This window comes from Bacillus cereus group sp. MYBK5-2 (assembly GCF_051915685.1).
Classification (GTDB): domain Bacteria; phylum Bacillota; class Bacilli; order Bacillales; family Bacillaceae_G; genus Bacillus_A; species Bacillus_A cereus.
Genome location: NZ_JBQAFE010000002.1, coordinates 1 through 23,185, shown reverse-complemented (window position 1 = coordinate 23,185; position 23,185 = coordinate 1). Strand labels below are relative to the sequence as shown.

Sequence of the window (23,185 nt, the reverse complement as noted above, 5' to 3'; positions counted from 1 at the left end):
CCCTTTCAGCTAGCTGCCATTTCCATATGTATTATTGCGTTTTTACTTTCTTCCCATATTCACGAACGATGTCAAATTTACTATCATCAGATTTAACATATCCTTCATGTGAATATACTTCTTTAATGATTTTGTGACCTTCCTCATTTTTTCCAATTTCAATGAAAGCATCCTGTAATTTCTTGCTCCACTCTTCATCTAAATCAGAACGTACCGAAATCGTATCGTTTGGAATTTTCTCCGTAAATTTCACTATTTTCGTTTGCTCGAATATATTCGGATAATCTTTTTTTACAATATTACGAGCATCTTGGAATACAACAGCTGCATCTACGTCACCATTTAAAAGAGCAATAAGCGACTGATCGTGACCTTTTAATGTAACAGGTTTCACATCTTTTAACGGATCAATTCCCTCTTTTAATAGAACAGCTGCAGGCCATACATACCCTGCTGATGATGTTACATCTTGATAACCAATCTTTTTACCTTTTAAATCTTTTACACTATTTATATTAGAGTCTTTTTTAACAACAAACTCAGATTTATAATAATCTACTAAATCTTTTGTAGGAGCTCCTGTTTCATCCTCTACTCCAAAACGTTGTGCTTGTAAAATTACATTTGCAGCCTTCTTTTCATGTGCTAATACGTACGCTGTTGGCGGTAAAAATCCTACATCTACTTGTTTAGATGCCATCGCTTCTACAATTGTATTGTAGTTCGTTGAAATACTAACTTTTACTGGAATATTTAACTTATCACTTAATAGCTTCTCAAGCGGTTTTGCCTTCGCCTCTAACGTATCTGCATTTTGAGAAGGAACAAATTGAACATTTAAAGTCTTCGGTACATACCCTTTTTTCGTATCTTCATTTTTACTTGCACTTGATTCCTTCGTTCCACAGCCACTTAATAATCCCGCTGCTAGTACAACTGTTGTGCTCATTGCAAAAACTTTTTTCAACATATTAATGCCTCCATTTTTCATTGTTATAAAATAACCTTTCATAAACATGAAGAAATATATCACATATTTTTACAAATAATTGATTATTTACAGAATCTTTACACATTCTATACACTCACATTAAAATTCTCTTCACATATTTGATATGATGAATTGGAAGATAACAATAGAAAAGGTGAGTCATATTGGAACAAAATCAAACTGTAACTTTAAACATCTTATTAACAAGCGATATACATGGCACTGTTTATCCTATTCACTACCAAGATAACTCCCCAGCAGAACTTGGTTTAGCTAAAATTTCTACTCTTATAAAAAAAGAACGTTCCCAAAATACAAACGTTCTTTTAATTGATAATGGCGACTTTATTCAAGGAACACCATTTACTTATCATTATGTTACATACGAAAAAAACAAAAAAAACCCAATGTCCTTATTAGCGAATTACTTACAGTATGACGCTGCAATTATCGGCAATCATGAGTTTAATTACGGGATGGATATATTAAATAATGCTGTGACTACTGCGAACTTCCCGTACCTATCAGCAAACATTTTAGATAAAAACATAAAGAAGCCTTATTTCGGAAAACCTTATATAATCAAACAGATTGAATCCAATATAAAAATTGCTATTTTAGGGGTGACAACGCACTACATTACCAATTGGGAACAACCCCATCACATTAAAGACTTACAATTTGAAGACGCATTAGAAACAACGAAAAAGTGGGTTTCTTACATTCGCAAACATGAGAAACCAGATTTACTAGTCGTAGCGTATCACGGGGGAGTTGAACGAGATTTACAAACCGGGGTACCGACTGAAGTTTTAACAGGAGAAAACCAAGGATATGCAATGTGCCATGAAATTGAAGACATAGATATTTTATTAACAGGCCACCAGCACCGGGAAATTGCTCACACAATGGCTAACGGTGTAACAATTTTACAGACCGGATGTAATGGACACTCAGTTGGAAAAGTAAAAATAACATTCGAAAAAACAAAACATAAATGGGTTAAAAAAGAGAGTTCTTCTGAATTATTATCTGTACAAGGAGTTGAGGCTGACCAAGATGTACTTTCATTGGTAGCCGATTACGAAGAGAAAACACAAAAGTGGCTTGATCAACCTATTGGAATCATTCAGGGGGATATGCAAATTTCAGATGCTATGCAAACTCGTTTGCATGATCATCCTTTTATCGAATTCATAAATAAAATACAGATGGATATAGCTAATGTATCAATTTCTTGTACAAGTTTGTTCCATAATACATCTCCAGGTTTCCCGGAACATGTAACAATGCGTGACATCGTTTCTAATTATATTTATCCGAACACATTAAAAGTAATTAGACTAACTGGAGCGGACATAAAAAATGCTCTTGAACTCTCTGCTTCTTATTTCACATTAAAAACAGATGGATCCATCACCGTAAGTCCTACCTACATAGAACCAAAGCCACAACATTATAATTATGATATGTGGGAAGGGATTTCATACGTATTAAACATTTCAAAACCAATTGGTGAAAGAGTAGAATCTTTACAGCATAACAGTGCTCCTCTTAATATGAATGAAGAATATGACGTTGTAATGAATAATTATCGTGCAAGTGGCGGGGGAAATTTCTTTATGTTTCAAAACAAACCGGTAGTAAAAGATATACCCACAGATATGTCTGAACTTATCGCTAATTATATATTGGAACATAAAACGATAGAAGCAACAGTTAATAACAACTGGAAAGTTATTAACTAACGATTTTTTACAAATAAAAAAAGATGGGCTTCGCCCATCTTTTAATTTAATTTTGCATTATCTTGCTTTTTTAAAGCTTTTAATTTCGCCGGTGTAACATCTGTACCTTCTTCGTTAACAACTTTAATTCCTTTAAGTTCGTTTAACATATTTTGACGAAATCCTTTTAAATATTGTTCACGTAGCGATTGACGCTCACGTTGCTCTTCTTCAGTTAAACCTTCAGCTTTTGCTTTTTTCGCTAAGAAGTTAATGCGTTCAACGAGTTCGTGATTAATCATCTCGAATCCCCCTTCTAATCAAAACTGATTATTATCATACAATAGTTACTCTTCTTTATCAAGCAATTGCTTCGTATACTCTACATATCTACGATGTACAGTCGCCTTTGAAACATTATGACCAAATCCACGTAATGTTGCTGCAATTTCTTCAAACGTGAGTTCACTTTTTCGCAAACGTACAATTTCCTCAATTGGCACTTCTTTTTTCTCTCTTCCTACACTTAAATGACGATTTTTTAAATTTTTTTCTGGACGATAACCTTTTTCTACTGCACGTTGCATACCTCGTTTAATTTTCAAATTATGAATCTTTCTTTGATATTCTTCAACAATACCAATAATATCTAATACCATTGAATCAGAATCCGACAATTGTAATTCACCATTATGTGTATGCGTATATACTTTTATGCCTTCTTTATGTAAACAATGCATTAACGCGATCTTCGCATTTCCTCTACCAAGACGCGTTTCATCTTGTATAAGTAACACATCAATTTGTTCGTCTCGAATTGTATCCAACACCTCTAATATACCGTCACGTTCAATTGTATATCCACTAGCCTGCTCTTCAATCACCTTAGTAACATTCATTTGATAGCGCTCAGCTAAATGCAATAATTCATCTTTTTGACGTAATAATGATGTTTCTTGCGCTTCTTTCGTTGTACTCACACGTGCATAAATAATTGCATTCATTTTGAACCCCTCTTTCTCCCTATTATTTCCCTATAGTGTAACATAAATCCGCCATTTGTTCGAACTTATGTTTGTAGAATGTTTTTTCACATGTTATACTTATTAATAAGAAAAATGAAAGAAAACGAGGTGTTAGAAAACATGGAAAAGTTAACGAAACGCCAGCAAGACATTCTCGACTTTATTAAGCTAAAAGTACAAGAAAAAGGATATCCACCTTCCGTACGTGAAATTGGTCAAGCAGTCGGCCTCGCTTCTAGTTCTACAGTGCACGGACATTTATCACGATTAGAAGAAAAAGGATACATTCGACGCGATCCAACAAAACCACGTGCCATTGAAATTTTAGGTGAAGACCGAATGGATACGGAAACACAATCTGTTATTCAAGTTCCAATTGTCGGAAAAGTCACTGCTGGTTTACCAATTACAGCGGTCGAAAGCGTAGAAGAACATTTCCCACTTCCAGCTAGTATTGTTGCTGGAGCAGACCAAGTGTTCATGTTACGTATTTCTGGAGATAGTATGATTGAAGCTGGTATTTTCGATGGAGATTTAGTTGTTGTTCGCCAACAGCAGTCTGCATATAATGGTGAAATTGTAGTCGCTTTAACAGAGGATAACGAAGCAACAGTTAAACGTTTCTATAAAGAAAAAGACCATTTCCGTCTACAACCAGAAAACTCTTCATTAGAACCTATCATTTTAAAACAAGTGTCAGTTATCGGGAAAGTAATTGGCGTATATCGTGATTTACATTAAAAATAACAAAAAGAAGATAATTACCTTATTTATATACGGTAATTATCTTCTTTTTGTATTTTGATAGATTTCCATGCATTCTATTTCTTATTAACGAGTTTCAATCGTCACATCTCCCGCAGCCGTTTTACCGCTAATCTTTTTACTACCATTTCCAATTGTTACATTTTTATTTTCTTCATTAAAAATCGTTACATCTCCCGCAGCACTTTGCCCAGTAATTACCGCATCTTGTGGTTTTTCCGATAAAGTAATATCTATATCTCCCGCAGTTGAACTTGCTTCTAGATTATATTTAGAATCATGATCTTGAATATTTATTTCCCCACTTGTTGTTTTTGCGGTCACTTTCCCTAATACCTTCTTAAAGTTCACCTCACCAGCTTTTGTCGATCCCTCCACATTCTTAGCCGTTACTTGTTTCAACTCTACTTCTCCAGCAAGTGTTCTAACACTTACGCTATCACTTTTCACATCACTCATTTCGATTTGTCCAGCAGATGCATTTACTTTTACATCTTGGTAAGAGCGTTCGGGCACAAGTAGAGTCAATTTAGACGTTTGAAACCTAAAATCGTAAAAAGAAAAATCAAATGAAGCACCTTTTTCTCTTTCCCCAATAATTTTTAATGTGTCACCATCTTCTGCGATACGAATCTCTTGTTTACGTACATCTCCCGATTGCTTTACATAAAAAGAAGAGTCAGGAGATTTTTGAACAACAATATCCCCGGCATCTAACTTAACTTCTATATTTTTTAATGTTTCGTTTTTAATTATATCTTCTTTGTTTCCTTCTTCTGCAGTTTGCACTGCTTTTTCATATGTTTGCGAAATCCCAATTACTCCAATAATGATACAAGCGATTGCTACTAACAATATTTTTTTCATCATCTACTCCCCTTTTATCATTTTGAAGTTCCATATTACATAACGTACGCAAAGCCTTTTAAACCACTTCGTACTATAATAAGCAATAATACATAACAGCAAACCTACTCCAACAAAAGTTATACTAACGAATAAATCTAACCATATAAAAGTACCCATAAATACTTTTCCAATTACGAAAAATGGTGTCACTACACTAGCAATCCCACCGACCCAAAAAGAAAATATAAAAGCAATAATTGCAACTAATGGGCCTAACACAATAATGAAATTAAACAAACTAAGTCCAATCGCTGCCATAACAGCTCTTGTCACATTTGAAGTTGATGGATCTTTTTTCATTTCATCGAAACGATACATCGCAAGCAATTCTTTTGCAATTACTTTCGGAGAGCCAAGACCCTTTATTATTTCCGATTCAGTTTTCCCCTCTTCTATCCCAAACTGAAAATGCTCTTCATAATCCAATAAAATATCTTTCCTCTCTTCGTCCGGTAACTTTCTAAGGTGACTTGATAATTCCTTAAGAAACTGTTCTTTACTCATCCCATTCCACCCCTTCAATAATTTCTTGTACACCTTTCGCAAAATCACGCCACTCTGTTACTAACAAATTCAGTTGCGTTTCCCCTTGCTCTGTTAATTGATAATATTTACGAGGTGGCCCTTCCGTGGATTCCTTTAAATACGTTTGAAAATATCCTTCTTTCGTTAAACGGCGTAATAAAGGATACACTGAGCCTTCCGATATTAAAAATTTATTTGAGATTTGCTGAACAAGTTCATAACCGTAACAATCCTTACGTTTCACAAGTGCCAGTACACACAGTTCTAACACACCTTTTTTAAACTGAACGTTCAAGTGCAATCCCCCTTTCTCATTCCAGTACTGTTCAATACACGGTACCTGACATATCCATAATATACCACTTAGTATTGTTTATTGCAAGGTACTCAACTATATGTATTCCTTAAATTTAGAAAATGAACAAACGAACTCTTGAATAAAAACGTATTATCACTAAACATCATTCAAGGTTTCATTTCCTTTACATTAATATTGGAATTCATTCGCCCTTTCCTCTTGAAGAATCAACCATAACCGTATTCACTATAGATTAATGAAAAAAAGCCCCAATACTTAGCGGTATTAGGGCTTTTTCTCATTAGTATATATTAGTCGAATTCTTACTGGGAAATCTGCATACGCGACGAATAATTTAATATTATATTTTATTTCTCATCCCCGTTTCCCAAGATTTTTTGTTTAACATCTGATAAATCCTTTGATAACGAACTAAATGCTTTTGCTTGTTCTTCAATGACCTGTTGATTTTTTTCAATAACTTTTTGATATTGTTCTTCACGCTGTTCATTCTTTTTTTGCGTAGTAAACAGCATCCACACAAATAAAGCTGCGAATGCTCCTTGTTGAATCATTGAATTTAAGATCTGTTCTTCTATTATTCTCACTCCTTTTCTAACCTAAATAATTACTCATTCGAGTGACTCTAATCTTTTATCATCTTTTAACACCAATATGTCCTTATCGCTATCTCTCTGTCTTATAATTCTTACTAAAGCTATCTTTTATGTCATAACTTTATAAAATACAAAAACAGTTACTACTGGAGTTTTTATCGAATATCCACAATGTCAAAGTGTTTCTCTGGCGTCCAACGATTCCCACCAATATCAATCCAGCCTTCTTTACGGAAGAATACTGTAAGAGGTTCTTTTGAGTTAATACTGCCTTTGTATGCGCCGTTAATTCCATCACAATAGCTTACTTCATATCCTTCTGGGAATTTTGATATTGCTTTGAAGGGTCTCCAATAATAGTGCTCTGCCTTTACCCAACGACTTCTACCTAAATCTAACCAAACATCATTATCTTCTCCCCAGTACGCATCCCAGTATAATACTTCTGCTGCTGTTGTGAAGTCCCCCAAATATTTACCGTGTGGTCTATCATGATAGTTAATGCCATAGCCTTCCCAGTATATCGATCTTGCCATCCCAATCCCCTCTGGTTGTGGTGTACCAACAGCGCCACCCTTACCTGTAAACCAGTCAAGAGATTTTTCACTGTTTAAATAATTTAAATCTACATTACCAGTTACGCCTGCAAGACTACCAGTTTCTGTATACTGCCATAAATCACAACTATATGCTGGTTTATTTCCATAACGTGGAATCCAAAGGAAATCCGCATTCACAGTATTTAGTCCATAGCTTGTATACATGTGGTGTGATACATATAGCCCCACTTTCCAGCCTGCTGCACGGCACGTATCAATAAATGCCTGCGAAGCTTTTGCTAAGTTAGCCGCTCCACAACTTGCTAAAGTATCATCTTCTACATCTAATACTAAAAATTTCGCCTCTTTATCAGCGCGTGCCATAAAATCATTTGCTTCTACAATAGCATCCTGAACACTTACATAACATCCATAAGCATAGTGTCCAAATGGAACACCATAGTCTTTACAACCTTGCACATACTCTTTATAACGTTTATCAATTGTCCTTGACCCATATTGTACACGTATAATAGCAAGGTCTAGCTCTTTACTAGCTGCAGCCCAATTTATTGAATTATTGTGATGAGATAAATCTGCAATTTTCTTCATTTCCATTTTCCTTCTTTCCCCTATAAAAATTTAAGAATAAAAAAACAACTCCTAACAGAGTTGTTTTTATCGAATATCTACAATGTCAAAGTGTTTCTCTGGTGTCCAACGATTCCCACCAATATCAATCCAGCCTTCTTTACGGAAGAATACTGTGAGAGGTTCCTTTGAGTTAATGCTGCCTTTGTATGCACCGTCAATTCCATCACAATAGCTTACTTCATATCCTTCTGGGAATTTTGATATTGCTTTGAAAGGTCTCCAATAATAATGCTCTGCTTTTACCCATCGGCTTCTACCTAAATCTAACCAAACATCATTATCTTCTCCCCAGTACGCATCCCAATATAATACTTCTGCTGCTGTCGTAAAGTCCGCAATATATTTACCGTGCGGTCCATCGTAATAGTTAATGCCATATCCTTCCCAGTATATTGATTTTGCGAACCCAATTCCTTCTGGTTGCGGTGTACCAACAACGCCACCTTTTCCCAAGTAGTCTAATGGGTTCACAGCATTACTCTTATTAATATTCCAGCCGCCTTTATGCATTTCAAAATGTAAATGTTGACCATAAGCCTGTCCTGTTTCTCCCATAACCCCGATTGTTTGTCCTTGTGTAACAGAATCGCCTTCTTTAACTGTACGAGAACCACTTCGCATATGAGCGTATACAGTTTCCCATGTAACTCCATTAATATTATGAACAATCATAATACATTCACCGTAACTAGATGAAAGATACGAACGACTAACTTTCCCACTAGCCGCTGCATAAATCGGATGATAGCCTGTTTGGGCAAGGTCTATCCCATGATGATCCGGTCTGTCACCCCTAAAACCACTTGTTACTCTCGTTATATCTGTTGGATAAATAAATGTTGCCATATAAATCTTCCTTTCTATTTTTATATTGTCTATATTTATTATTTTTTAAATATACTGTAGGTTTCCCAACCTTAAAGTGAACAAGACAGAACATTTCCCTATTGTTATCTACTATTAAAATATCCATCTTGTAACCATAAGTTAAATGTCACTGAATTTAGTCAAAAATATCGAAAGCTATTATCTATATAACTAACTCTTCTTGCCTAAAACACCGTTTAAAGATAAAAAACAACTCTTAACAGAGCTGTTTTTTTATCGAATATCTACAATGTCAAAGTGTTTCTCTGGTGCCCAACTATTCCCACCAATATCAATCCAGCCTTCTTTACGGAAGAATACTGTAAGAGGTTTTTTTGAATTAATACTGCCTTTGTATGCGCCGTCAATTCCATCACAATAGCTTACTTCATATCCTTCTGGGAATTTTGATATTGCTTTGAAGGGTCTCCAATAATAGTGCTCTGCCTTTACCCAACGACTTCTACCTAAATCCAACCAAACATCATTATCTTCTCCCCAGTACGCATCCCAATATAATACTTCTGCTGCTGTCGTAAAGTCCCCAAGATAGTTACCGTGTGGTCCATCATAATAGTTAATGCCATATCCTTCCCAGTATATTGATCTTGCCATCCCAATCCCCTCTGGTTGCGGAACTCCACCTGCATTAAAATCTACATATTGTTTAACAATTTCAGAGTAGAAGAAATTCCCTCCGTTTTTATATCGATAACCACCATTGTATGCAACAGCGATAGGGTTACTATATTTCACCATAGCACCAGTCGTATTTCCAAGCGATGGTGCAACCACTGTTTTAGAATATTGATCTGCGACCGGTAATGAATGTTGTTTATTGTTAGAAGCTAACCAGCGAAGGTAAGCTCGTCCAAAATTATATGATTGAACAATGGCACTTAAATCTGTAATACCATTTTTCTTTGCATCATCAAAAGCTCCTTTCAAATGCTTTACTCCGTAATAAATTGAATCTTTAGGGTTTTTAATTGTATTCATTGACCAACCTTGTGATTCACTTGACTGCATAATATCCGGTGTTGTTTCAGAGTTCCCTCCACTTTCCACCATAATAATTCCAAGTACGTAAGGAACCAACTCAGAAACACCTTGTGCAGAACATTCACTTTCTACCATCGATTGCCAACGTAACACTTGTTGTGGCAGATTTTTTGTTGTAGCTGAAGCAGCTAATATACTCATTACTAAACATCTCCTTATTTTCCTATTATTTTTGTCTAAAAAACTACTACTTTACTACATATGGTTATTAGCCAAATACCCATTAATCTATAAAATCACTTCATGTGGCTCACCTCTTTCACAACAAAAAGAGCAACCATAAAAATAATTGCTCTTTCGTCGAAATCTTATATTACTACTATAAATCACTTTTTCAATACTTTCTGTACACCGCATGTACCCTACAAAAAGGTAACATTAAAATCCATCTAAAAACTTGACAATCTTTCTTATTTCAGCATGTTTGCGTCGAATATAGCCTGTACTATAATGCAATTCAAATGCTATTTGTTCTAAGGTCATTCCATCAACATATTTCATTTTAAGTATTTGATGATCTAGTCCTGCAAACTTATTCATCAAAAGCTTTAAATCATATTCTTCATTCATCTTATGAGCTAATTCATATTCAATTGCTTCAATCCGGTCTTCTACCTTAGCCCCTTCTGACTCAGCGGTTAATCGTACATTTTGCAAGTCCCCACTAGTCCAACGCTTTAATTCCGCTTTTGATTTGTCTAAGTTGTGTTCTAAATAAGCAATTTCTTCTTCTAACTTCTTATAATCTTTGAGCCATTCAAACATCTAACGATTCACCTACTTTCTTTTTTGTAAATTTAAATACTACTAATTTAATAAAACTTATATCCTTATTAGCTTTTTTAATCTTTGTTATTTGTAGAACATCTTTCATTTAATAAACACAATCATTTCCTACTATTTATAAACTCATTTTCTCTTTAGAATTCCAATATTGTAATTAACTCCTGACTAGATAATAAAAAAACCCCCTTCTAGCAGTCCTTATAGGACATTAAGAAGCAAACAGAAATCACAAATTATTAATACCTGCTCCAAACATTCACGAATATCTTCATGTGAATGTTCAATATACATCGAACATCCTTAAAGAATAAAATCATTTAATCTTTACATTAAGAAAAAACATTTTAAAACATCAAAGTCAACGACCATTTTATCTTTTTTAAGACTTATATTTATTTAATACCTCTTGTAATCTCTCACGCTCTTCATCAGTGGATTGTGCTTGTTGTCTTTCCACTTCTTGATTCGTTTGTTCGTCATCTTTATATAACCAATCTGGGACAACCTCTTTTCTAGTCAAATAATTTCTACCTGATTCATTAAATTTCTTATTCTTACTCATTTTGAAACGCCTATCTAGCGCGATCACATCAGCAAATGTTTTAACTTTTTGCTCCTTCCAATTACTCAATATAGCTTTAACGTAGTTCCATCTTGGTGCGTTCTCATCAATAGCTTTATTAATTGCATACTGAATTAACTCACTACTAAACAAATCACAAAAATCGCCTAACTCCGTCAATGCAATTTCACTTAACGGAATGCCGCTCTCTTTAAAAAAATTATGAATTTTTTTAAACTCTCCACCGAATAATATATGAGATTCTAATTTATCCTTATTATCATGATTAGTATTTTGTATTTTAGTATTTAGTTTATTAATATTTAGTAGTGTCGGATTTTCCTCATATGGCTTTCCTACATCTTGCTTTTCCATTCGTGGAATTCTCCTTTGTGGTGTTTCATAAATTTCCGTATCCCATCTTTTAATTTTCTTTGTATTCCCATCACGAACAGGATAACGTTTTACATAACCTAATTCTTTTAATTCCTTAAAACCTGTACGGAGCGAATCTTCTCCATCCTTAGCATGTCGAGCTAATTCGCTAATATGAAAAGTCCAATCGTCTGGTAATGTAAGCGCATAGGCTAAGATTCCTTTCGCTTTCCATGACAACCTTTCATCTTTTAAACCAGTATTATTTATAACGGAATAATTACTATCTTTTTTCACTCGAATAATCCCCATACTAGCCACCTCATCAATTCTCAAAAACGGTATTCAATGTTATACTTATCTAGAGATATTTTTTCTTATAGAATCCGCTGCAACGGATTCTTTTCTTATGCATTCATTCAAAACAATCATGCTATCCATATCTATTTTCTTCTAAACCTCTCTTATTCCTCAAGTTCAACATCCACTTGGATTTCGATATTCATTGGAATTTCTTGTGTTATACGAATCACATTTTGACTCATTCCTTTTTGAATAAGCTTTCTAACCTGCTCTTTTGCATCTTCTTTTGTTTTAAATTCACTGACAGTTGGTAACCCTGCTAAACTGCTAGTAATTACTAAAATCTTTCTTTGCATGTTCTTTCCTCCTACTGAATGTCTGCCATATTTATTTGTGAGTTTTTAACTGTAATTGCTTCATTTAAAACAGTTGGAATTGAATATTCTTCATTAATCATTTGTATTGCTCTATCCAAATGATAACGTTTAATAGCTTTATAACTATTCACACCAAATTCCCGATGTAACTGACTATAAATATCTCTATATAACTTCCTTCTAAGACCGATATCCTGATAAGAATTTGAATTTTTACCTCCCAATAACATAACACCTAACCTTTTTACAGCCCTTGTTATCTCTTCACACTCGATAGCATAAAGCGGCGTATTTTCTCGCAAACCCTTCACCTCAGACTTTATCTCTTGTATCTCCTGAGTATGTCCTTCTAACGCAGCAAATGTTAACTTTAAAACCCCCATTGGATCCTTTGGCACATTTTGTTGATTTTGTATATATTGCTTCATTCGTTTGAACTCTTTCATAAATTTGATTTTCATTCCAACCGCTTCTCTACTGGTATATCCCATAACAAGTAACGTGAATGCTTCTTCTGTTAAATCATATTTAGGGATTCGCCTATTCTTTGAATTAAAATAAGTGGACTCGTGAAAATTTTCTCCTCCAAACTCTTCACCTACATATACAATTTGTTTTCGAACTTCCTTCAAAACGTCGAAGTGATTTTTTTTGAATATCTTCGCAATTATCAAACTATCCGTTACTACTTTGCCATTAACTTCAAATACTAATGAACTATGTACTGATGAGTCAATTAATTGCCCCATCCTCATCTCCTCCTCACTACTAATTTTGGACTATCTTTATTGCATTGAGATAATTTCGCACTACGCATAATTCTTTACTTTCTTTTTACAAATTAACTAGTTATCGGAATTTAAATTAAATACTTTGATATGAACCCTCTTATTAAATCATCATTCAATAATTCGATTATAGGGTTACATTTTAAGTAAATTTCCTCCGATTTCAATTCGCTTCATTTTCTTCAAATTCAAAAAGATATTCCAAACTATGTTCTGGAAAAAAAGTTTTCTTAATTTCAAAAGCTTCATCATAATAAAAACGAAATTTACCATTTATTTTGTCGCTCACTGTTGCGTGGCGAAGTTTCAGATGCGAAGAAATTTGTGTAATCATAATTCTTTTTCTCGCCATCTCTGCACGCAAATTCGGATACATTGACTCACCACCTGTTTTTTGTACGATATTGCGTTCATTTCCATTTAAATATAAACTCAGTTTCGTATTTAGTCAACAAAAAAACGTATTTAAATACTCAATTTCGTATAATTTTCTATTTACTAACAATTTTAGTTAGGTTATGATATATACAGAAATACGCAATATCGTATACATTTTAATAAGAAAGATGGTGAAAGTAATGAAAAAAGCAGAGGTTGTAACACGCTTAATAAAAGAAGCTGGCTATAGCAAAAGAGCCTTCGCCGAAAAAATAGGTCTCCCCCCCACAACACTGCAATCCATGTTATCAAGAGGGATTGGTAAAGCGTCTGTTGATAATGTCATAAAAGTTTGTAAGGGATTAGGAATTACTACTGATGATTTAGAAAGACTCGCAACTCAAGAGGACAATACTGTTAAAGAAGAAGTTTCTATTTATGAAACCATCCAAAACGATCAATCAAACATTCTTCATATTCCTATCATTGGTTCTGTAGCAGCTGGTACACCAATATTCGCTGAAGAAAATATTGAAGGCTATTTACCCATGCTGAGTACATTTTTAAACAAGCGTAAAAAGTATTTTTATCTTACTGTAAAAGGCACTAGCATGAATCTCGAATTCCCTGATGGTTCTTATGTTTTAGTAGAGGAAACTCCTTATGTTGAAAACGGACAAATTGCTGTTGTAAAAGTCAATGGTTATGATGCTACCGTGAAAAAGATTTCAAAATCCGGAAGCATCATTACTTTAATACCATTGAGTAATGACCCTATCCACGAACCAAAAACTTACGACCTTTCAGCTGAAGATGTAAAAATAATTGGTCGCGTTGTACAGGCAGTAAAGAATTATTAAGTTATAGCACAAGTGATTTAAAAAAGATAAAATCAATTCTTTTGAAAAGATTTTCTTAGTAACATGATTCAAAATAACCAAAAACAATCCATTATCTAGTAGTTAATATATCCAATAACTTCACTAAAAAAGCCCTGATACCGTAGTATCAAGGCTTTTTTAGTTCATAAATTATATAAAACTTACGTTTATCTGATAATGTTTTTCTATGATATCACTACTTGTTATTAATTATTGGCTTTTATGTGGCTATTTTTCATTTTGCAACCACATAAAATTGTAATAATAGGGAATTAAAAAACCCTTGATACGAGTTGTATCAAGGGTTCAAGCCTCTTAGTATAGAGACATATATTGATCGCGTTCCCATTGGTGAACTTGTGTTCTAAAGATATCCCACTCAATCTCTTTCGCTTCGATGAAGTGCTCAAGTAAGTGTTCTCCTAGTGCACCGCATACTACTTCATTAGATTGTAATGTAACTAATGCTTGCGCTAATGTTGCTGGTAAGTCAACGATACCTGCTTCTTCGCGCTCTTCTTTTGTCATTACATAGATGTTACGATCTACTGCTGCTGGTGGAGTTAATTTGTTTTTAATTCCATCAAGACCTGCAGCTAATAATGTAGCCATTACTAAATATGGGTTTGCAGCTGGGTCAACACTACGCACTTCTACGCGTGTGCTAATACCACGAGATGCAGGGATACGTACTAACGGACTACGGTTTTGTGCAGACCATGCTACGTAACAAGGCGCTTCATATCCAGGTACTAGACGTTTGTATGAGTTTACAGTTGGGTTTGCTATCGCTGTAAATGCTGGTGCATGTTTTAAAATACCTGCGATGAAGTGACGAGCATCATCACTTAATTGTAAGTCACCGTTTGCATCAAAGAATACGTTCTCACCATTTTTAAATAATGATAAGTTACAGTGCATACCCGAACCGTTCACACCGTATAGTGGTTTTGGCATAAACGTTGCGTGTAAACCATGTTTACGAGCAATTGTTTTTACAACAAGTTTGAATGTTTGAATGTCATCACATGAGCGAATTGCATTTGCATATTTAAAGTCAATTTCGTGCTGCCCTGGAGCAACCTCATGGTGAGATGCTTCAATTTCAAATCCCATTTCTTCAAGTTCAAGAACGATATCACGACGACAGTTTTCCCCTAGATCCATCGGCGCAAGGTCGAAGTATCCACCGTTATCGTTTAGTTCTAATGTTGGATTTCCTTTTTCATCAACCTTAAATAGGAAGAATTCTGGCTCTGGTCCAAGATTGAAGTCTGAAAATCCTAAAGCTTCCATTTCTTTTAACACACGTTTTAAGTTGTTACGTGGGTCTCCATCAAATGGAGTGCCATCTGCATTGTAAATATCACAGATTAGTCGAGCTACTTTACCTTTTTCAGCTGTCCAAGGGAAAATTACCCAAGTGTCTAAATCAGGATATAAATACATATCAGACTCTTCAATACGTACGAAACCTTCAATCGAAGATCCATCAAACATCATTTTGTTATCAAGAGCTTTCGTTAATTGTCTCACTGGAATCTCTACGTTTTTAATTACCCCTAAAAGGTCCGTAAATTGTAAACGGATATACTTTACATTCTCTTCTTTCGCCAAACGGAAAATATCTTCTTTTGTGTATCTAGACATTATAAATTCCTCCTTAGTCCCTCTAATCGCCTTCAGAATCAGTTATCTTTAGTGAAAAAATCTTGAAATGTCACCTTGTCGCAATGAAGTTCGATTGAATCTACCTGTATGTTGTAGTTCATCTCGAAGTATTTTGCGAAGCTCAGTTTTTGAAATTTCTTTCGTTTCTTCTTTTACTTTCACTGCTTCTGTTTGATTTTCTTTCATTAGTAACACTTGTTTAATACCAGCCATATTCAGGCCTTGATCTAACAAATCTTTAATTTCTAACAACTTATCTACATCGTTAAATGAAAATAATCTACGATTCCCCTTTGTACGGGTTGGAGAAACAAGATTATGCTCTTCATAGTAGCGAATTTGACGTGCAGACAATTGTGTTAAATCCATAACAATACCAATTGGAAACAGCGGGGCAGAACGTCTATCTTCTTTCATTTTTCAGTTCCTCCTTCGCCTTAACTGCTTCTCATTTTATAACATGTTATGTTTAGTGTCAATAGATGTTAGCTTTTCTTACATGATTTTTTTATAAATTTTTTCATTCTTTTTTCTAATCGCATAAATCGTTACTTTTATACGAAAAAAGCTGCCGATATCGACAGCTCCCCTTTAAGAAATTGTTAATAAATTCTTTTCAATCAATTCATCAATTGCAGAACAAATCGCAATTTTAACATGCGAATACGTTAATCCACCTTGCACATATGCAACATACGGTGGTCTAATCGGACCATCAGCAGACAATTCAATACTTGCACCTTGAATAAATGTTCCCGCCGCCATAATTACATCATCTTCATAACCTGGCATATAGTTTGCATACGGAGTAAAATGCGAATTAATTGGAGATGCATATTGAATCGCTTGGCAGAAGGCAATCATACGGTCTTTATCATCAAATTGAACCGATTGAATTAAGTCTGTTCTTGGCGCATTCCACGCTGGTGACGTGTTCATTCCTAACTTTTCTAAAAACGCAGCTGTAAAAATTGCACCTTTCAGCGCTTGTCCTGCAACATGTGGCGCTAAGAAGAACCCTTGATACATTTCTTGCAGACTGTATAAAGACGCTCCAGCTTCCGCACCAATTCCCGGAGACGTTAAACGATATGCACACGCTTCAACATACTGTTCTTTCCCGACAATATAACCACCAGTTTTAACAATTCCGCCGCCCGGGTTTTTAATAAGCGAACCCGCCATTAAATCTGCACCAACATGACATGACTCTTGCTCTTCAATAAACTCGCCATAACAGTTATCTACAAACACAACAACATCAGGTTTAATTTCTTTAACAAACGCGATCATCTCTTTAATTTGAGAAATAGTAAACGATGGACGAGTAGCATAACCTTTCGAACGCTGAATACCGATCATTTTCGTATTATTATGAATCGCCGCTGCAACAGCCTCAAAATCAACAAGCCCAGCACTAGTTAGCGGAACTGCATTGTAACCGATATTATATTCTTTAAATGAACCTACACCTTTCCCACGTACACCAACAATTTCCTCTAACGTATCATACGGTTTCCCAGTGATATACAATAACTCATCTCCCGGGCGTAAAATACCAAATAACGCTGTAGAGATAGCGTGAGTACCTGAAATAATTTGCGGACGAACAAGTCCAGCTTCCGCCCCAAATACATCAGCATACACTTTTTCTAACGTATCACGGCCAATATCATCATAACCATAACCTGTTGTCGGGATAAAATGCGAGTCACTAATTTTATGTTTCCGAAAACTTTCTAATACACGAAACTGATTGCTTTCAATCACTTCATCCGCACGTTTATGTACTTCTGTAATCTGACTCTCTACTTCTTTTACAATTGGAGCAATTTTTTCTCCATTTTTCAAACGATCAAACATTTTTATTTTCTCCTTCTTCCACTAAAAATCTCTTTAATTGCACATTAAGCGATGAATGAGTAAAAATATACCCTGCACAATCATATACAAATTTATCTTCTAGAAACTCCATCTTTGCTAATAGAGTTTCCGTCTTTAAAAGCGTTAACAACTTACCTTCACTCGGAGGGATTTCCACTCGATAACAATCCATTTCTTTCTTCATCTTCGTTTCTATCGCTTCTTTTATACGCAATAAATCACTTTCTTCAAAAGCACTAGTCATTAAGAAATCACTTTTCGGAAACGGAATAAAGTTTTGATGTAATTCATCTTTTTTATTATATAACGTAATAATAGGAATATGGTTAATTTCAAGTTCTGATAATAATCGTTTTACTGTTTTTTCATGCCCTATGTAGTTAGGATCCGCGGAATCAACTACATGTAAAATGACATCTGCTTCCCCCGCTTCTTCCAGTGTCGAACGAAAAGCAGCGATTAATGAAGTGGGTAAATCTTGTATAAAACCAACAGTATCAGTTAGTAATACTGTATAACCAGAAGGTAACGGCATCTTCCTCGTCGTTGGGTCTAATGTTGCAAACAGAAGGTTTTCTTCAAACGTATCAGCTTCCGTTAATCTATTAAACAGTGTCGATTTCCCTGCATTTGTATACCCTATTAACGAAACTTGAAATACTTTATTATCTTTTCTTCTCTCACGATATCTTTTTCGATGTTCCACAACAACTGCAAGTTGTTTCTTTATTTCATCAATACGGGATCGAATATGACGACGATCCGTCTCTAATTTCGTCTCACCTGGTCCTCTCGTTCCAATACCACCACCAAGACGCGATAAGGACAATCCTTGCCCCATAAGACGCGGCATTGTATATTGCAACTGAGCTAATTCTACTTGAAGCTTACCTTCCCTCGACTTCGCACGTTGCGCAAAAATATCCAGTATTAGTTGCGTTCGATCAATTACTCTCGCATTTAATACTGAGGATAAATTCCGAATTTGACTCGGCGTTAATTCATTATTAAATACAATAACATCCGGCTCTAATTCTTCAGTTAACATTGTAAGCTCTTCTAATTTCCCTTTACCTATGTAAGTTGCCGGATGAAACTTTGGTCGTTTTTGCGTTGTTGACACTAACAATTCTGCTCGTGCAGTCTTCGCTAGTGATGCAAGCTCTTTCATGGAATGCATAAATTTTTCATCATCATCTTGTGGCAATTGACAGCCTACTAATATGACTTTTTCTTTTTCTTCCATCAAATATGTTCACTCATCCTTTTCGAAATTTAAACCTTCTAATATAATAGCAGAGGAAGCACATTTCATCTAGTTAGCGGGGGAGAAAATTCATGGCATGGGAGATTTTTAGCATCATAGGCACAATCGCTTTCGCACTAAGCGGAGCCATTGTTGCAATGGAAGAGGATTATGATATTTTCGGGGTGTATATTTTAGGAATGGCAACCGCATTTGGGGGAGGTGCCCTTCGTAATTTATTAATCGGTTATCCGATTGTCGCATTTTGGCAACAAGACATGTTATTCCAAATCGCACTTTTATCAATGACTATTATTTTTCTTTTTCCAAATAAGTTAATTAGACATTGGAAAAAGTGGGAAAATATCACTGACGCTATCGGCTTATCAGCATTTGCTGTACAAGGAGCATTATATGCCCAAAAATTAAATTTACCAATTAGCGCCACAATTGTAGCAGCTGTTTTAACTGGTATCGGCGGCGGTATCATTCGCGATCTTTTAGCCCGCAGAAAACCTCTCGTTCTTCGAGCTGAAGTATATGCCTTTTGGACAATTTTAGCAGGTTTCTTAATTGGCGCTCAAATTATTGTTAGCGATTGGGCTCTTTACATTTTATTCATTTTAATTGTTTGCTTCCGCATGGTTTCTATTCATTACAAATGGCATTTACCGCACAGACGTATCGAAACGAAAGAACGTTCAATGCATAAATAGCAATCTAACCTCTTTACATATCGTAAAGAGGTTTTTCTTTTCTAACGATTTTTTCTTTATATAATGTTTATACTAATTTTTAAAGTGAGGTGAATACAAATGACAAACCACGTTAATAAAGGAGCTCAAAAAAGCTCAGTAAATCAATTCGGGCACGATCCTAATTCAGCACACGAAAAGAGCGCTAAAATGGAACACTTCCATAAAGCACACCAAGAAAAAACAAAAAAAGAGTAAACGAACTTATACACAAAAATCGACGCACAGTTTATGTACTGTGCGTCTCCTCTTCGAGCATCAAATCCATACTCGATATTCCAATTAAATCATTTTTATCATAGGCATCTTCTTGCAACAACCGCATCGCCTGTGTACGAATTGATTTTTCAACAATATTCCGTACATACCGCCCATTACTAAACGATGTAATTTGCGACGAATACTTTACAGCATGTAAATGATCCCTAAATTTCCATTCAGCCTCTTTCGATAACTGATATTCACGCTCTTCATACATTCTTTTCCCAATTTCCAACAACTGATTTACCGAGTAATCCGCAAATTCAATAATAAACGGAAAACGAGATTGCAGCCCTGGATTTAATGAAAGAAAGTGATTCATCTCTCTTGAATATCCAGCTAAAATCAATACAAAACCATGTTGTTTATCTTCCATATGTTTTACAAGCGTATCAATTGCTTCTTTTCCAAAGTCCTTCTCTCCTCCTCGAGCTAAAGAATACGCCTCATCAATAAACAAAATACCTCCCATTGCTTTTTTTATTAAGTCTCTTGTTTTTTGAGCTGTATGGCCGATGTACTCTCCTACAAGATCAGCACGTTCAGCTTCAACCAAGTGGCCTTTCGATAGAATATTCATCTCAAACAGCAATTTTCCTATCATTCTAGCAACAGTTGTCTTCCCTGTACCCGGATTCCCTTTAAACAGCATATGAAGCACTTGCTTCTCAGACTTCAATCCCTTCTCTTGTCTTTTTTTATTCACATAAATCCAAGCATATATTTCTTTTATTATCTTTTTTATATCATCCATCCCAACAAGCTTCCCCATCTCTTCTTCAATTCTCTGCAGCATTTCATGTTTAATTGTAGTTTCATTTGAAATTACCGTTTTATTTTCTGCGGCTGGCAAAGAAATTTTCTTTCGATGGTTTAACACAATATTAATTTGATTGTTGTTTTTCTTTCGCATCGATTGTTCCATACAATCACCTCATTTTATCCACTCACCAAATATTATTATTCCTGTCCCCCTTGTAAATGCCTATTTTCAGAAAAGTTTGCTATAATATAAGAAATAATTAAGGTGGTGGGACTATGGAGACAACGGAATTCCATGATACAATACAAGCCTTTTCTATTTTTTTATTGAATAAAGGCCGAAAACCCTCAACTATTAAACGTTATGTTTATGACGTTGAAGACTTCGGACATTGGTTAGAAAAAAACAAAAAGCTCCCTTCCAGTAATATATGGGCTACACTTTGTACAAAAGACTACGAAGATTACTTTTCCGATTTAAAAACGAATCGACATTACTCAGAAAAAACGATGCATCGTGTATTTATTGTACTAAATAGAATGCATCATTTTCTAAACATTCCTAATCCATTGAAAAATATGGAGATATCTATTCAACCAGACCGTACACTTCGTAACGAAGATTTCATTTCACCTGATGAAGAAAAAAGGTTAAAGTATATAGTCACTTCATTAGAAGGACTTTCAGAAAAACAACTTCCTGTGCGCCCCTTATTAATGGATCGCAATATTGCTATTTTAAATCTATTGATTGACTACGGTTTATCCTTACAGGAACTTACAGCATTAACAATGCATCACGTTCACTTTGAAACTAACACATTATCAATCCCAGCAACCGCAGGTGTAGAAAGAACAATTACATTAGCAAAAGAAGACAAAAAACAACTATATAATTATTACAAAAGCATCCCGGAACCAGTTCGTCCTAAATACCATAGTGATGATCCATTATTTGTCGCATTCGATTTTAACCGTGGAACATACAGGTGGGTATATGAAAATGATGCACCAAAGGCATTAACGGAAATTGCTATACAAAAAATGATTCGCCTCGAAGTGGCTAGAGCCAATTTACGCAAAGGAATTTCAGGACAACATTTTCGTAACACCTATATTTTAAACTTAATAAAAAAAGAAACTCCTGAATCAGAAATTATAAAACTCGCTGGATTCAAATCAAAAATTTCATTAAAGCGATATTATCAATACGCAGAAAATAGAAAAAACGCCTTATTGTAAGGCGTTTTTTCTATTTTTTCTTTAAACAAACGATTTTACTATGACCATTTAACTAATTTCTGCATCTACTATGATGAGTTTCGTTCACATTTTCGTGAGAAAGGAGAGATTTAATGTCTCGTTATAACGACAATCAAAACAAATTCTCCAAACCATGCTTTCCAAGTAGCGCCGGACGAATCCCAAATACTCCATCAATCCCAATTACTAAAGCTCAACTTAGAACATTTCGTGCGATTATTATTGATTTAACAAAAATAATCCCAACACTTTTCGCAAATCCATCTCCCCAAAATATTGAAGATCTAATCGATACATTGAACCTACTGAGTAAATTTATTTGTTCACTAGACGCTACTTCCTCCCTGAAAGCACAAGGGTTAGCTATCATTAAAAACTTAATAACTATATTAAGAAATCCAACCTTTGTAGCAAGCGCTGTATTTATTGAGCTTCAAAATCTCATTAACTATTTACTATACATTACAAAATTATTCCGAATTGACCCTTGCACACTTCAAGAACTTCTTAAATTAATAGCAGCATTACAAACTGCTCTAGTTAATTCTGCTTCGTTCATTCAAGGACCTACCGGACCTACTGGACCAGCAGGCGCTACTGGCGCTACCGGACCTCGAGGTAACACGGGCGCTACCGGTGCCACTGGACCTCGAGGTAACACGGGCGCTACTGGCGCTACTGGACCTCAAGGTGTTCAAGGTAACACGGGTGCTACCGGTGCCACTGGACCTCGAGGTAACACGGGCGCTACTGGCGCTACCGGACCTCGAGGTAACACGGGCGCTACTGGCGCTACCGGTGCCACTGGACCTCAAGGTAACACGGGCGCTACTGGCGCTACCGGTGCCACTGGACCTCGAGGTAACACGGGCGCTACCGGCGCTACTGGACCTCAAGGTAACACGGGCGCTACT

At 35.4% G+C, this 23,185-nt stretch carries 27 protein-coding genes; 7 read left to right on the top strand and 20 right to left on the bottom strand.

From position 1 onward, the window contains the following. Positions 1-31: 31 nt before the first annotated feature. A complete protein-coding gene (locus ACTFP3_RS08465) occupies positions 32-970 on the bottom strand; it encodes a phosphate/phosphite/phosphonate ABC transporter substrate-binding protein (RefSeq protein WP_000915065.1) in 939 nt (312 codons plus the stop codon). A 185-nt stretch (positions 971-1,155) separates the two neighbouring features. Here ACTFP3_RS08465 and ACTFP3_RS08460 point away from each other — a divergent pair, with 185 nt between their 5' ends. Further along, entirely contained in the window at positions 1,156-2,739 is a 1,584-nt protein-coding gene (locus ACTFP3_RS08460; protein WP_139846897.1) for a bifunctional metallophosphatase/5'-nucleotidase, read from the top strand. Between the two features lie 41 nt (positions 2,740-2,780). Here ACTFP3_RS08460 and ACTFP3_RS08455 read toward each other — a convergent pair whose 3' ends face one another. Together ACTFP3_RS08455 and ACTFP3_RS08450 are read right to left on the bottom strand one after the other, a co-directional pair. Next, complete coding sequence (locus tag ACTFP3_RS08455; RefSeq protein WP_000607014.1) at positions 2,781-3,020, bottom strand: DUF896 domain-containing protein; 240 nt, start codon at positions 3,018-3,020, stop codon at positions 2,781-2,783. 45 nt (positions 3,021-3,065) lie between these two features. Then, a complete protein-coding gene (locus ACTFP3_RS08450; protein ID WP_000991469.1) occupies positions 3,066-3,722 on the bottom strand; it encodes a YneB family resolvase-like protein in 657 nt (218 codons plus the stop codon). 141 nt (positions 3,723-3,863) lie between these two features. On the opposite strand from ACTFP3_RS08450, the gene lexA reads away from it, so the two are divergent. Then, entirely contained in the window at positions 3,864-4,484 is a 621-nt protein-coding gene (gene lexA, locus ACTFP3_RS08445; RefSeq protein ID WP_000413738.1) for a transcriptional repressor LexA, read from the top strand. A gap of 90 nt (positions 4,485-4,574) precedes the next feature. Here the strand turns inward: lexA and ACTFP3_RS08440 are convergent, their stop codons facing one another. The 12 genes from ACTFP3_RS08440 to ACTFP3_RS08385 all read right to left on the bottom strand — a co-directional run bounded on the left by ACTFP3_RS08440 (position 4,575) and on the right by ACTFP3_RS08385 (position 13,546). Continuing rightward, positions 4,575-5,378 carry a DUF4097 family beta strand repeat-containing protein gene (locus ACTFP3_RS08440; RefSeq protein ID WP_000976106.1) on the bottom strand — a complete coding sequence of 268 codons (804 nt, stop codon included), beginning with the start codon at positions 5,376-5,378 and terminating at the stop codon, positions 4,575-4,577. Then, positions 5,379-5,921: a DUF1700 domain-containing protein gene (locus tag ACTFP3_RS08435; protein WP_326036446.1), complete on the bottom strand. Its 543-nt coding sequence runs from the start codon at positions 5,919-5,921 to the stop codon at positions 5,379-5,381. Next, positions 5,914-6,237, bottom strand: coding sequence for a PadR family transcriptional regulator (locus tag ACTFP3_RS08430; protein ID WP_001102620.1), 324 nt, complete (start codon positions 6,235-6,237; stop codon positions 5,914-5,916). Before ACTFP3_RS08430 ends, ACTFP3_RS08435 begins: the two co-directional genes overlap by 8 nt. A gap of 371 nt (positions 6,238-6,608) precedes the next feature. Continuing rightward, complete coding sequence (locus tag ACTFP3_RS08425; protein WP_033690712.1) at positions 6,609-6,839, bottom strand: BhlA/UviB family holin-like peptide; 231 nt, start codon at positions 6,837-6,839, stop codon at positions 6,609-6,611. Between the two features lie 173 nt (positions 6,840-7,012). Continuing rightward, on the bottom strand, positions 7,013-8,008 hold the full coding sequence (locus tag ACTFP3_RS08420) for a GH25 family lysozyme (RefSeq protein ID WP_002183845.1): 996 nt from the start codon (positions 8,006-8,008) through the stop codon (positions 7,013-7,015). Between the two features lie 66 nt (positions 8,009-8,074). Continuing rightward, positions 8,075-8,896 carry a M23 family metallopeptidase gene (locus tag ACTFP3_RS08415; RefSeq protein WP_000190128.1) on the bottom strand — a complete coding sequence of 274 codons (822 nt, stop codon included), beginning with the start codon at positions 8,894-8,896 and terminating at the stop codon, positions 8,075-8,077. A 255-nt stretch (positions 8,897-9,151) separates the two neighbouring features. Further along, complete coding sequence (locus ACTFP3_RS08410) at positions 9,152-10,120, bottom strand: lysozyme family protein (protein ID WP_087967178.1); 969 nt, start codon at positions 10,118-10,120, stop codon at positions 9,152-9,154. A gap of 237 nt (positions 10,121-10,357) precedes the next feature. Then, the gene (locus ACTFP3_RS08405; protein WP_000464423.1) at positions 10,358-10,744 is read right to left on the bottom strand and encodes a hypothetical protein; all 387 of its coding nucleotides are present in this window, start codon (positions 10,742-10,744) and stop codon (positions 10,358-10,360) included. 400 nt (positions 10,745-11,144) lie between these two features. Next, a complete protein-coding gene (locus ACTFP3_RS08400; RefSeq protein WP_139846898.1) occupies positions 11,145-12,014 on the bottom strand; it encodes a DnaD domain protein in 870 nt (289 codons plus the stop codon). 152 nt (positions 12,015-12,166) lie between these two features. Next, positions 12,167-12,361 carry a hypothetical protein gene (locus ACTFP3_RS08395; RefSeq protein ID WP_001189065.1) on the bottom strand — a complete coding sequence of 65 codons (195 nt, stop codon included), beginning with the start codon at positions 12,359-12,361 and terminating at the stop codon, positions 12,167-12,169. An 11-nt stretch (positions 12,362-12,372) separates the two neighbouring features. Then, positions 12,373-13,131: a phage regulatory protein gene (locus ACTFP3_RS08390; RefSeq protein ID WP_000531222.1), complete on the bottom strand. Its 759-nt coding sequence runs from the start codon at positions 13,129-13,131 to the stop codon at positions 12,373-12,375. Between the two features lie 202 nt (positions 13,132-13,333). After that, the gene (locus tag ACTFP3_RS08385; RefSeq protein ID WP_000283431.1) at positions 13,334-13,546 is read right to left on the bottom strand and encodes a hypothetical protein; all 213 of its coding nucleotides are present in this window, start codon (positions 13,544-13,546) and stop codon (positions 13,334-13,336) included. 202 nt (positions 13,547-13,748) lie between these two features. Between ACTFP3_RS08385 and ACTFP3_RS08380 the strand changes: the two genes are divergently transcribed. After that, complete coding sequence (locus tag ACTFP3_RS08380) at positions 13,749-14,408, top strand: LexA family protein (RefSeq protein ID WP_033692152.1); 660 nt, start codon at positions 13,749-13,751, stop codon at positions 14,406-14,408. A 336-nt stretch (positions 14,409-14,744) separates the two neighbouring features. Here the strand turns inward: ACTFP3_RS08380 and glnA are convergent, their stop codons facing one another. The 4 genes from glnA to hflX form a co-directional block, all read right to left on the bottom strand. Continuing rightward, the gene (glnA, locus tag ACTFP3_RS08375; protein WP_000092763.1) at positions 14,745-16,079 is read right to left on the bottom strand and encodes a type I glutamate--ammonia ligase; all 1,335 of its coding nucleotides are present in this window, start codon (positions 16,077-16,079) and stop codon (positions 14,745-14,747) included. A 48-nt stretch (positions 16,080-16,127) separates the two neighbouring features. Next, on the bottom strand, positions 16,128-16,517 hold the full coding sequence (glnR, locus tag ACTFP3_RS08370) for a transcriptional repressor GlnR (RefSeq protein WP_000656783.1): 390 nt from the start codon (positions 16,515-16,517) through the stop codon (positions 16,128-16,130). A gap of 174 nt (positions 16,518-16,691) precedes the next feature. Further along, positions 16,692-17,963, bottom strand: coding sequence for an aminotransferase class I/II-fold pyridoxal phosphate-dependent enzyme (locus ACTFP3_RS08365; protein ID WP_440010032.1), 1,272 nt, complete (start codon positions 17,961-17,963; stop codon positions 16,692-16,694). Then, positions 17,956-19,230 carry a GTPase HflX gene (gene hflX / locus ACTFP3_RS08360; protein WP_000391407.1) on the bottom strand — a complete coding sequence of 425 codons (1,275 nt, stop codon included), beginning with the start codon at positions 19,228-19,230 and terminating at the stop codon, positions 17,956-17,958. The genes ACTFP3_RS08365 and hflX overlap by 8 nt, the downstream gene beginning before the upstream one ends. Positions 19,231-19,322: 92 nt before the next feature. Here hflX and ACTFP3_RS08355 point away from each other — a divergent pair, with 92 nt between their 5' ends. Both ACTFP3_RS08355 and ACTFP3_RS08350 read left to right on the top strand, forming a co-directional pair. Continuing rightward, positions 19,323-19,946, top strand: a complete 624-nt coding sequence (locus ACTFP3_RS08355; RefSeq protein ID WP_000312267.1) for a trimeric intracellular cation channel family protein — start codon at positions 19,323-19,325, stop codon at positions 19,944-19,946. A gap of 99 nt (positions 19,947-20,045) precedes the next feature. Beyond that, the gene (locus ACTFP3_RS08350) at positions 20,046-20,183 is read left to right on the top strand and encodes a hypothetical protein (protein ID WP_440010029.1); all 138 of its coding nucleotides are present in this window, start codon (positions 20,046-20,048) and stop codon (positions 20,181-20,183) included. A gap of 31 nt (positions 20,184-20,214) precedes the next feature. Here ACTFP3_RS08350 and spoVK read toward each other — a convergent pair whose 3' ends face one another. After that, positions 20,215-21,171, bottom strand: coding sequence for a stage V sporulation protein K (gene spoVK / locus ACTFP3_RS08345; RefSeq protein WP_000438178.1), 957 nt, complete (start codon positions 21,169-21,171; stop codon positions 20,215-20,217). Between the two features lie 113 nt (positions 21,172-21,284). Here spoVK and ACTFP3_RS08340 point away from each other — a divergent pair, with 113 nt between their 5' ends. Further along, on the top strand, positions 21,285-22,250 hold the full coding sequence (locus ACTFP3_RS08340) for a tyrosine-type recombinase/integrase (RefSeq protein ID WP_000450326.1): 966 nt from the start codon (positions 21,285-21,287) through the stop codon (positions 22,248-22,250). 113 nt (positions 22,251-22,363) lie between these two features. Then, a partial coding sequence (locus ACTFP3_RS08335; RefSeq protein ID WP_440010026.1) for a collagen-like repeat preface domain-containing protein occupies positions 22,364-23,185 on the top strand: 822 nt, incomplete at its 3' end.

What these genes read in the sequence shown, in the direction of transcription:
- ACTFP3_RS08390 (WP_000531222.1), bottom strand. Translation starts at nt 13,131, where the DNA reads ATGGGGCAATTAATTGACTCATCAGTACATAGTTCATTAGTATTTGAA.
- ACTFP3_RS08415 (WP_000190128.1), bottom strand. Translation starts at nt 8,896, where the DNA reads ATGGCAACATTTATTTATCCAACAGATATAACGAGAGTAACAAGTGGT.
- ACTFP3_RS08380 (WP_033692152.1), top strand. Translation starts at nt 13,749, where the DNA reads ATGAAAAAAGCAGAGGTTGTAACACGCTTAATAAAAGAAGCTGGCTAT.
- lexA (WP_000413738.1), top strand. Translation starts at nt 3,864, where the DNA reads ATGGAAAAGTTAACGAAACGCCAGCAAGACATTCTCGACTTTATTAAG.
- ACTFP3_RS08400 (WP_139846898.1), bottom strand. Translation starts at nt 12,014, where the DNA reads ATGGGGATTATTCGAGTGAAAAAAGATAGTAATTATTCCGTTATAAAT.
- ACTFP3_RS08465 (WP_000915065.1), bottom strand. Translation starts at nt 970, where the DNA reads ATGTTGAAAAAAGTTTTTGCAATGAGCACAACAGTTGTACTAGCAGCG.
- glnR (WP_000656783.1), bottom strand. Translation starts at nt 16,517, where the DNA reads ATGAAAGAAGATAGACGTTCTGCCCCGCTGTTTCCAATTGGTATTGTT.
- ACTFP3_RS08420 (WP_002183845.1), bottom strand. Translation starts at nt 8,008, where the DNA reads ATGAAGAAAATTGCAGATTTATCTCATCACAATAATTCAATAAATTGG.
- ACTFP3_RS08340 (WP_000450326.1), top strand. Translation starts at nt 21,285, where the DNA reads ATGGAGACAACGGAATTCCATGATACAATACAAGCCTTTTCTATTTTT.
- ACTFP3_RS08395 (WP_001189065.1), bottom strand. Translation starts at nt 12,361, where the DNA reads ATGCAAAGAAAGATTTTAGTAATTACTAGCAGTTTAGCAGGGTTACCA.
- ACTFP3_RS08440 (WP_000976106.1), bottom strand. Translation starts at nt 5,378, where the DNA reads ATGATGAAAAAAATATTGTTAGTAGCAATCGCTTGTATCATTATTGGA.
- spoVK (WP_000438178.1), bottom strand. Translation starts at nt 21,171, where the DNA reads ATGGAACAATCGATGCGAAAGAAAAACAACAATCAAATTAATATTGTG.
- ACTFP3_RS08350 (WP_440010029.1), top strand. Translation starts at nt 20,046, where the DNA reads ATGACAAACCACGTTAATAAAGGAGCTCAAAAAAGCTCAGTAAATCAA.
- ACTFP3_RS08435 (WP_326036446.1), bottom strand. Translation starts at nt 5,921, where the DNA reads ATGAGTAAAGAACAGTTTCTTAAGGAATTATCAAGTCACCTTAGAAAG.
- glnA (WP_000092763.1), bottom strand. Translation starts at nt 16,079, where the DNA reads ATGTCTAGATACACAAAAGAAGATATTTTCCGTTTGGCGAAAGAAGAG.
- ACTFP3_RS08355 (WP_000312267.1), top strand. Translation starts at nt 19,323, where the DNA reads ATGGCATGGGAGATTTTTAGCATCATAGGCACAATCGCTTTCGCACTA.
- ACTFP3_RS08450 (WP_000991469.1), bottom strand. Translation starts at nt 3,722, where the DNA reads ATGAATGCAATTATTTATGCACGTGTGAGTACAACGAAAGAAGCGCAA.
- ACTFP3_RS08385 (WP_000283431.1), bottom strand. Translation starts at nt 13,546, where the DNA reads ATGTATCCGAATTTGCGTGCAGAGATGGCGAGAAAAAGAATTATGATT.
- ACTFP3_RS08410 (WP_087967178.1), bottom strand. Translation starts at nt 10,120, where the DNA reads ATGAGTATATTAGCTGCTTCAGCTACAACAAAAAATCTGCCACAACAA.
- ACTFP3_RS08455 (WP_000607014.1), bottom strand. Translation starts at nt 3,020, where the DNA reads ATGATTAATCACGAACTCGTTGAACGCATTAACTTCTTAGCGAAAAAA.
- hflX (WP_000391407.1), bottom strand. Translation starts at nt 19,230, where the DNA reads ATGGAAGAAAAAGAAAAAGTCATATTAGTAGGCTGTCAATTGCCACAA.
- ACTFP3_RS08365 (WP_440010032.1), bottom strand. Translation starts at nt 17,963, where the DNA reads ATGTTTGATCGTTTGAAAAATGGAGAAAAAATTGCTCCAATTGTAAAA.
- ACTFP3_RS08405 (WP_000464423.1), bottom strand. Translation starts at nt 10,744, where the DNA reads ATGTTTGAATGGCTCAAAGATTATAAGAAGTTAGAAGAAGAAATTGCT.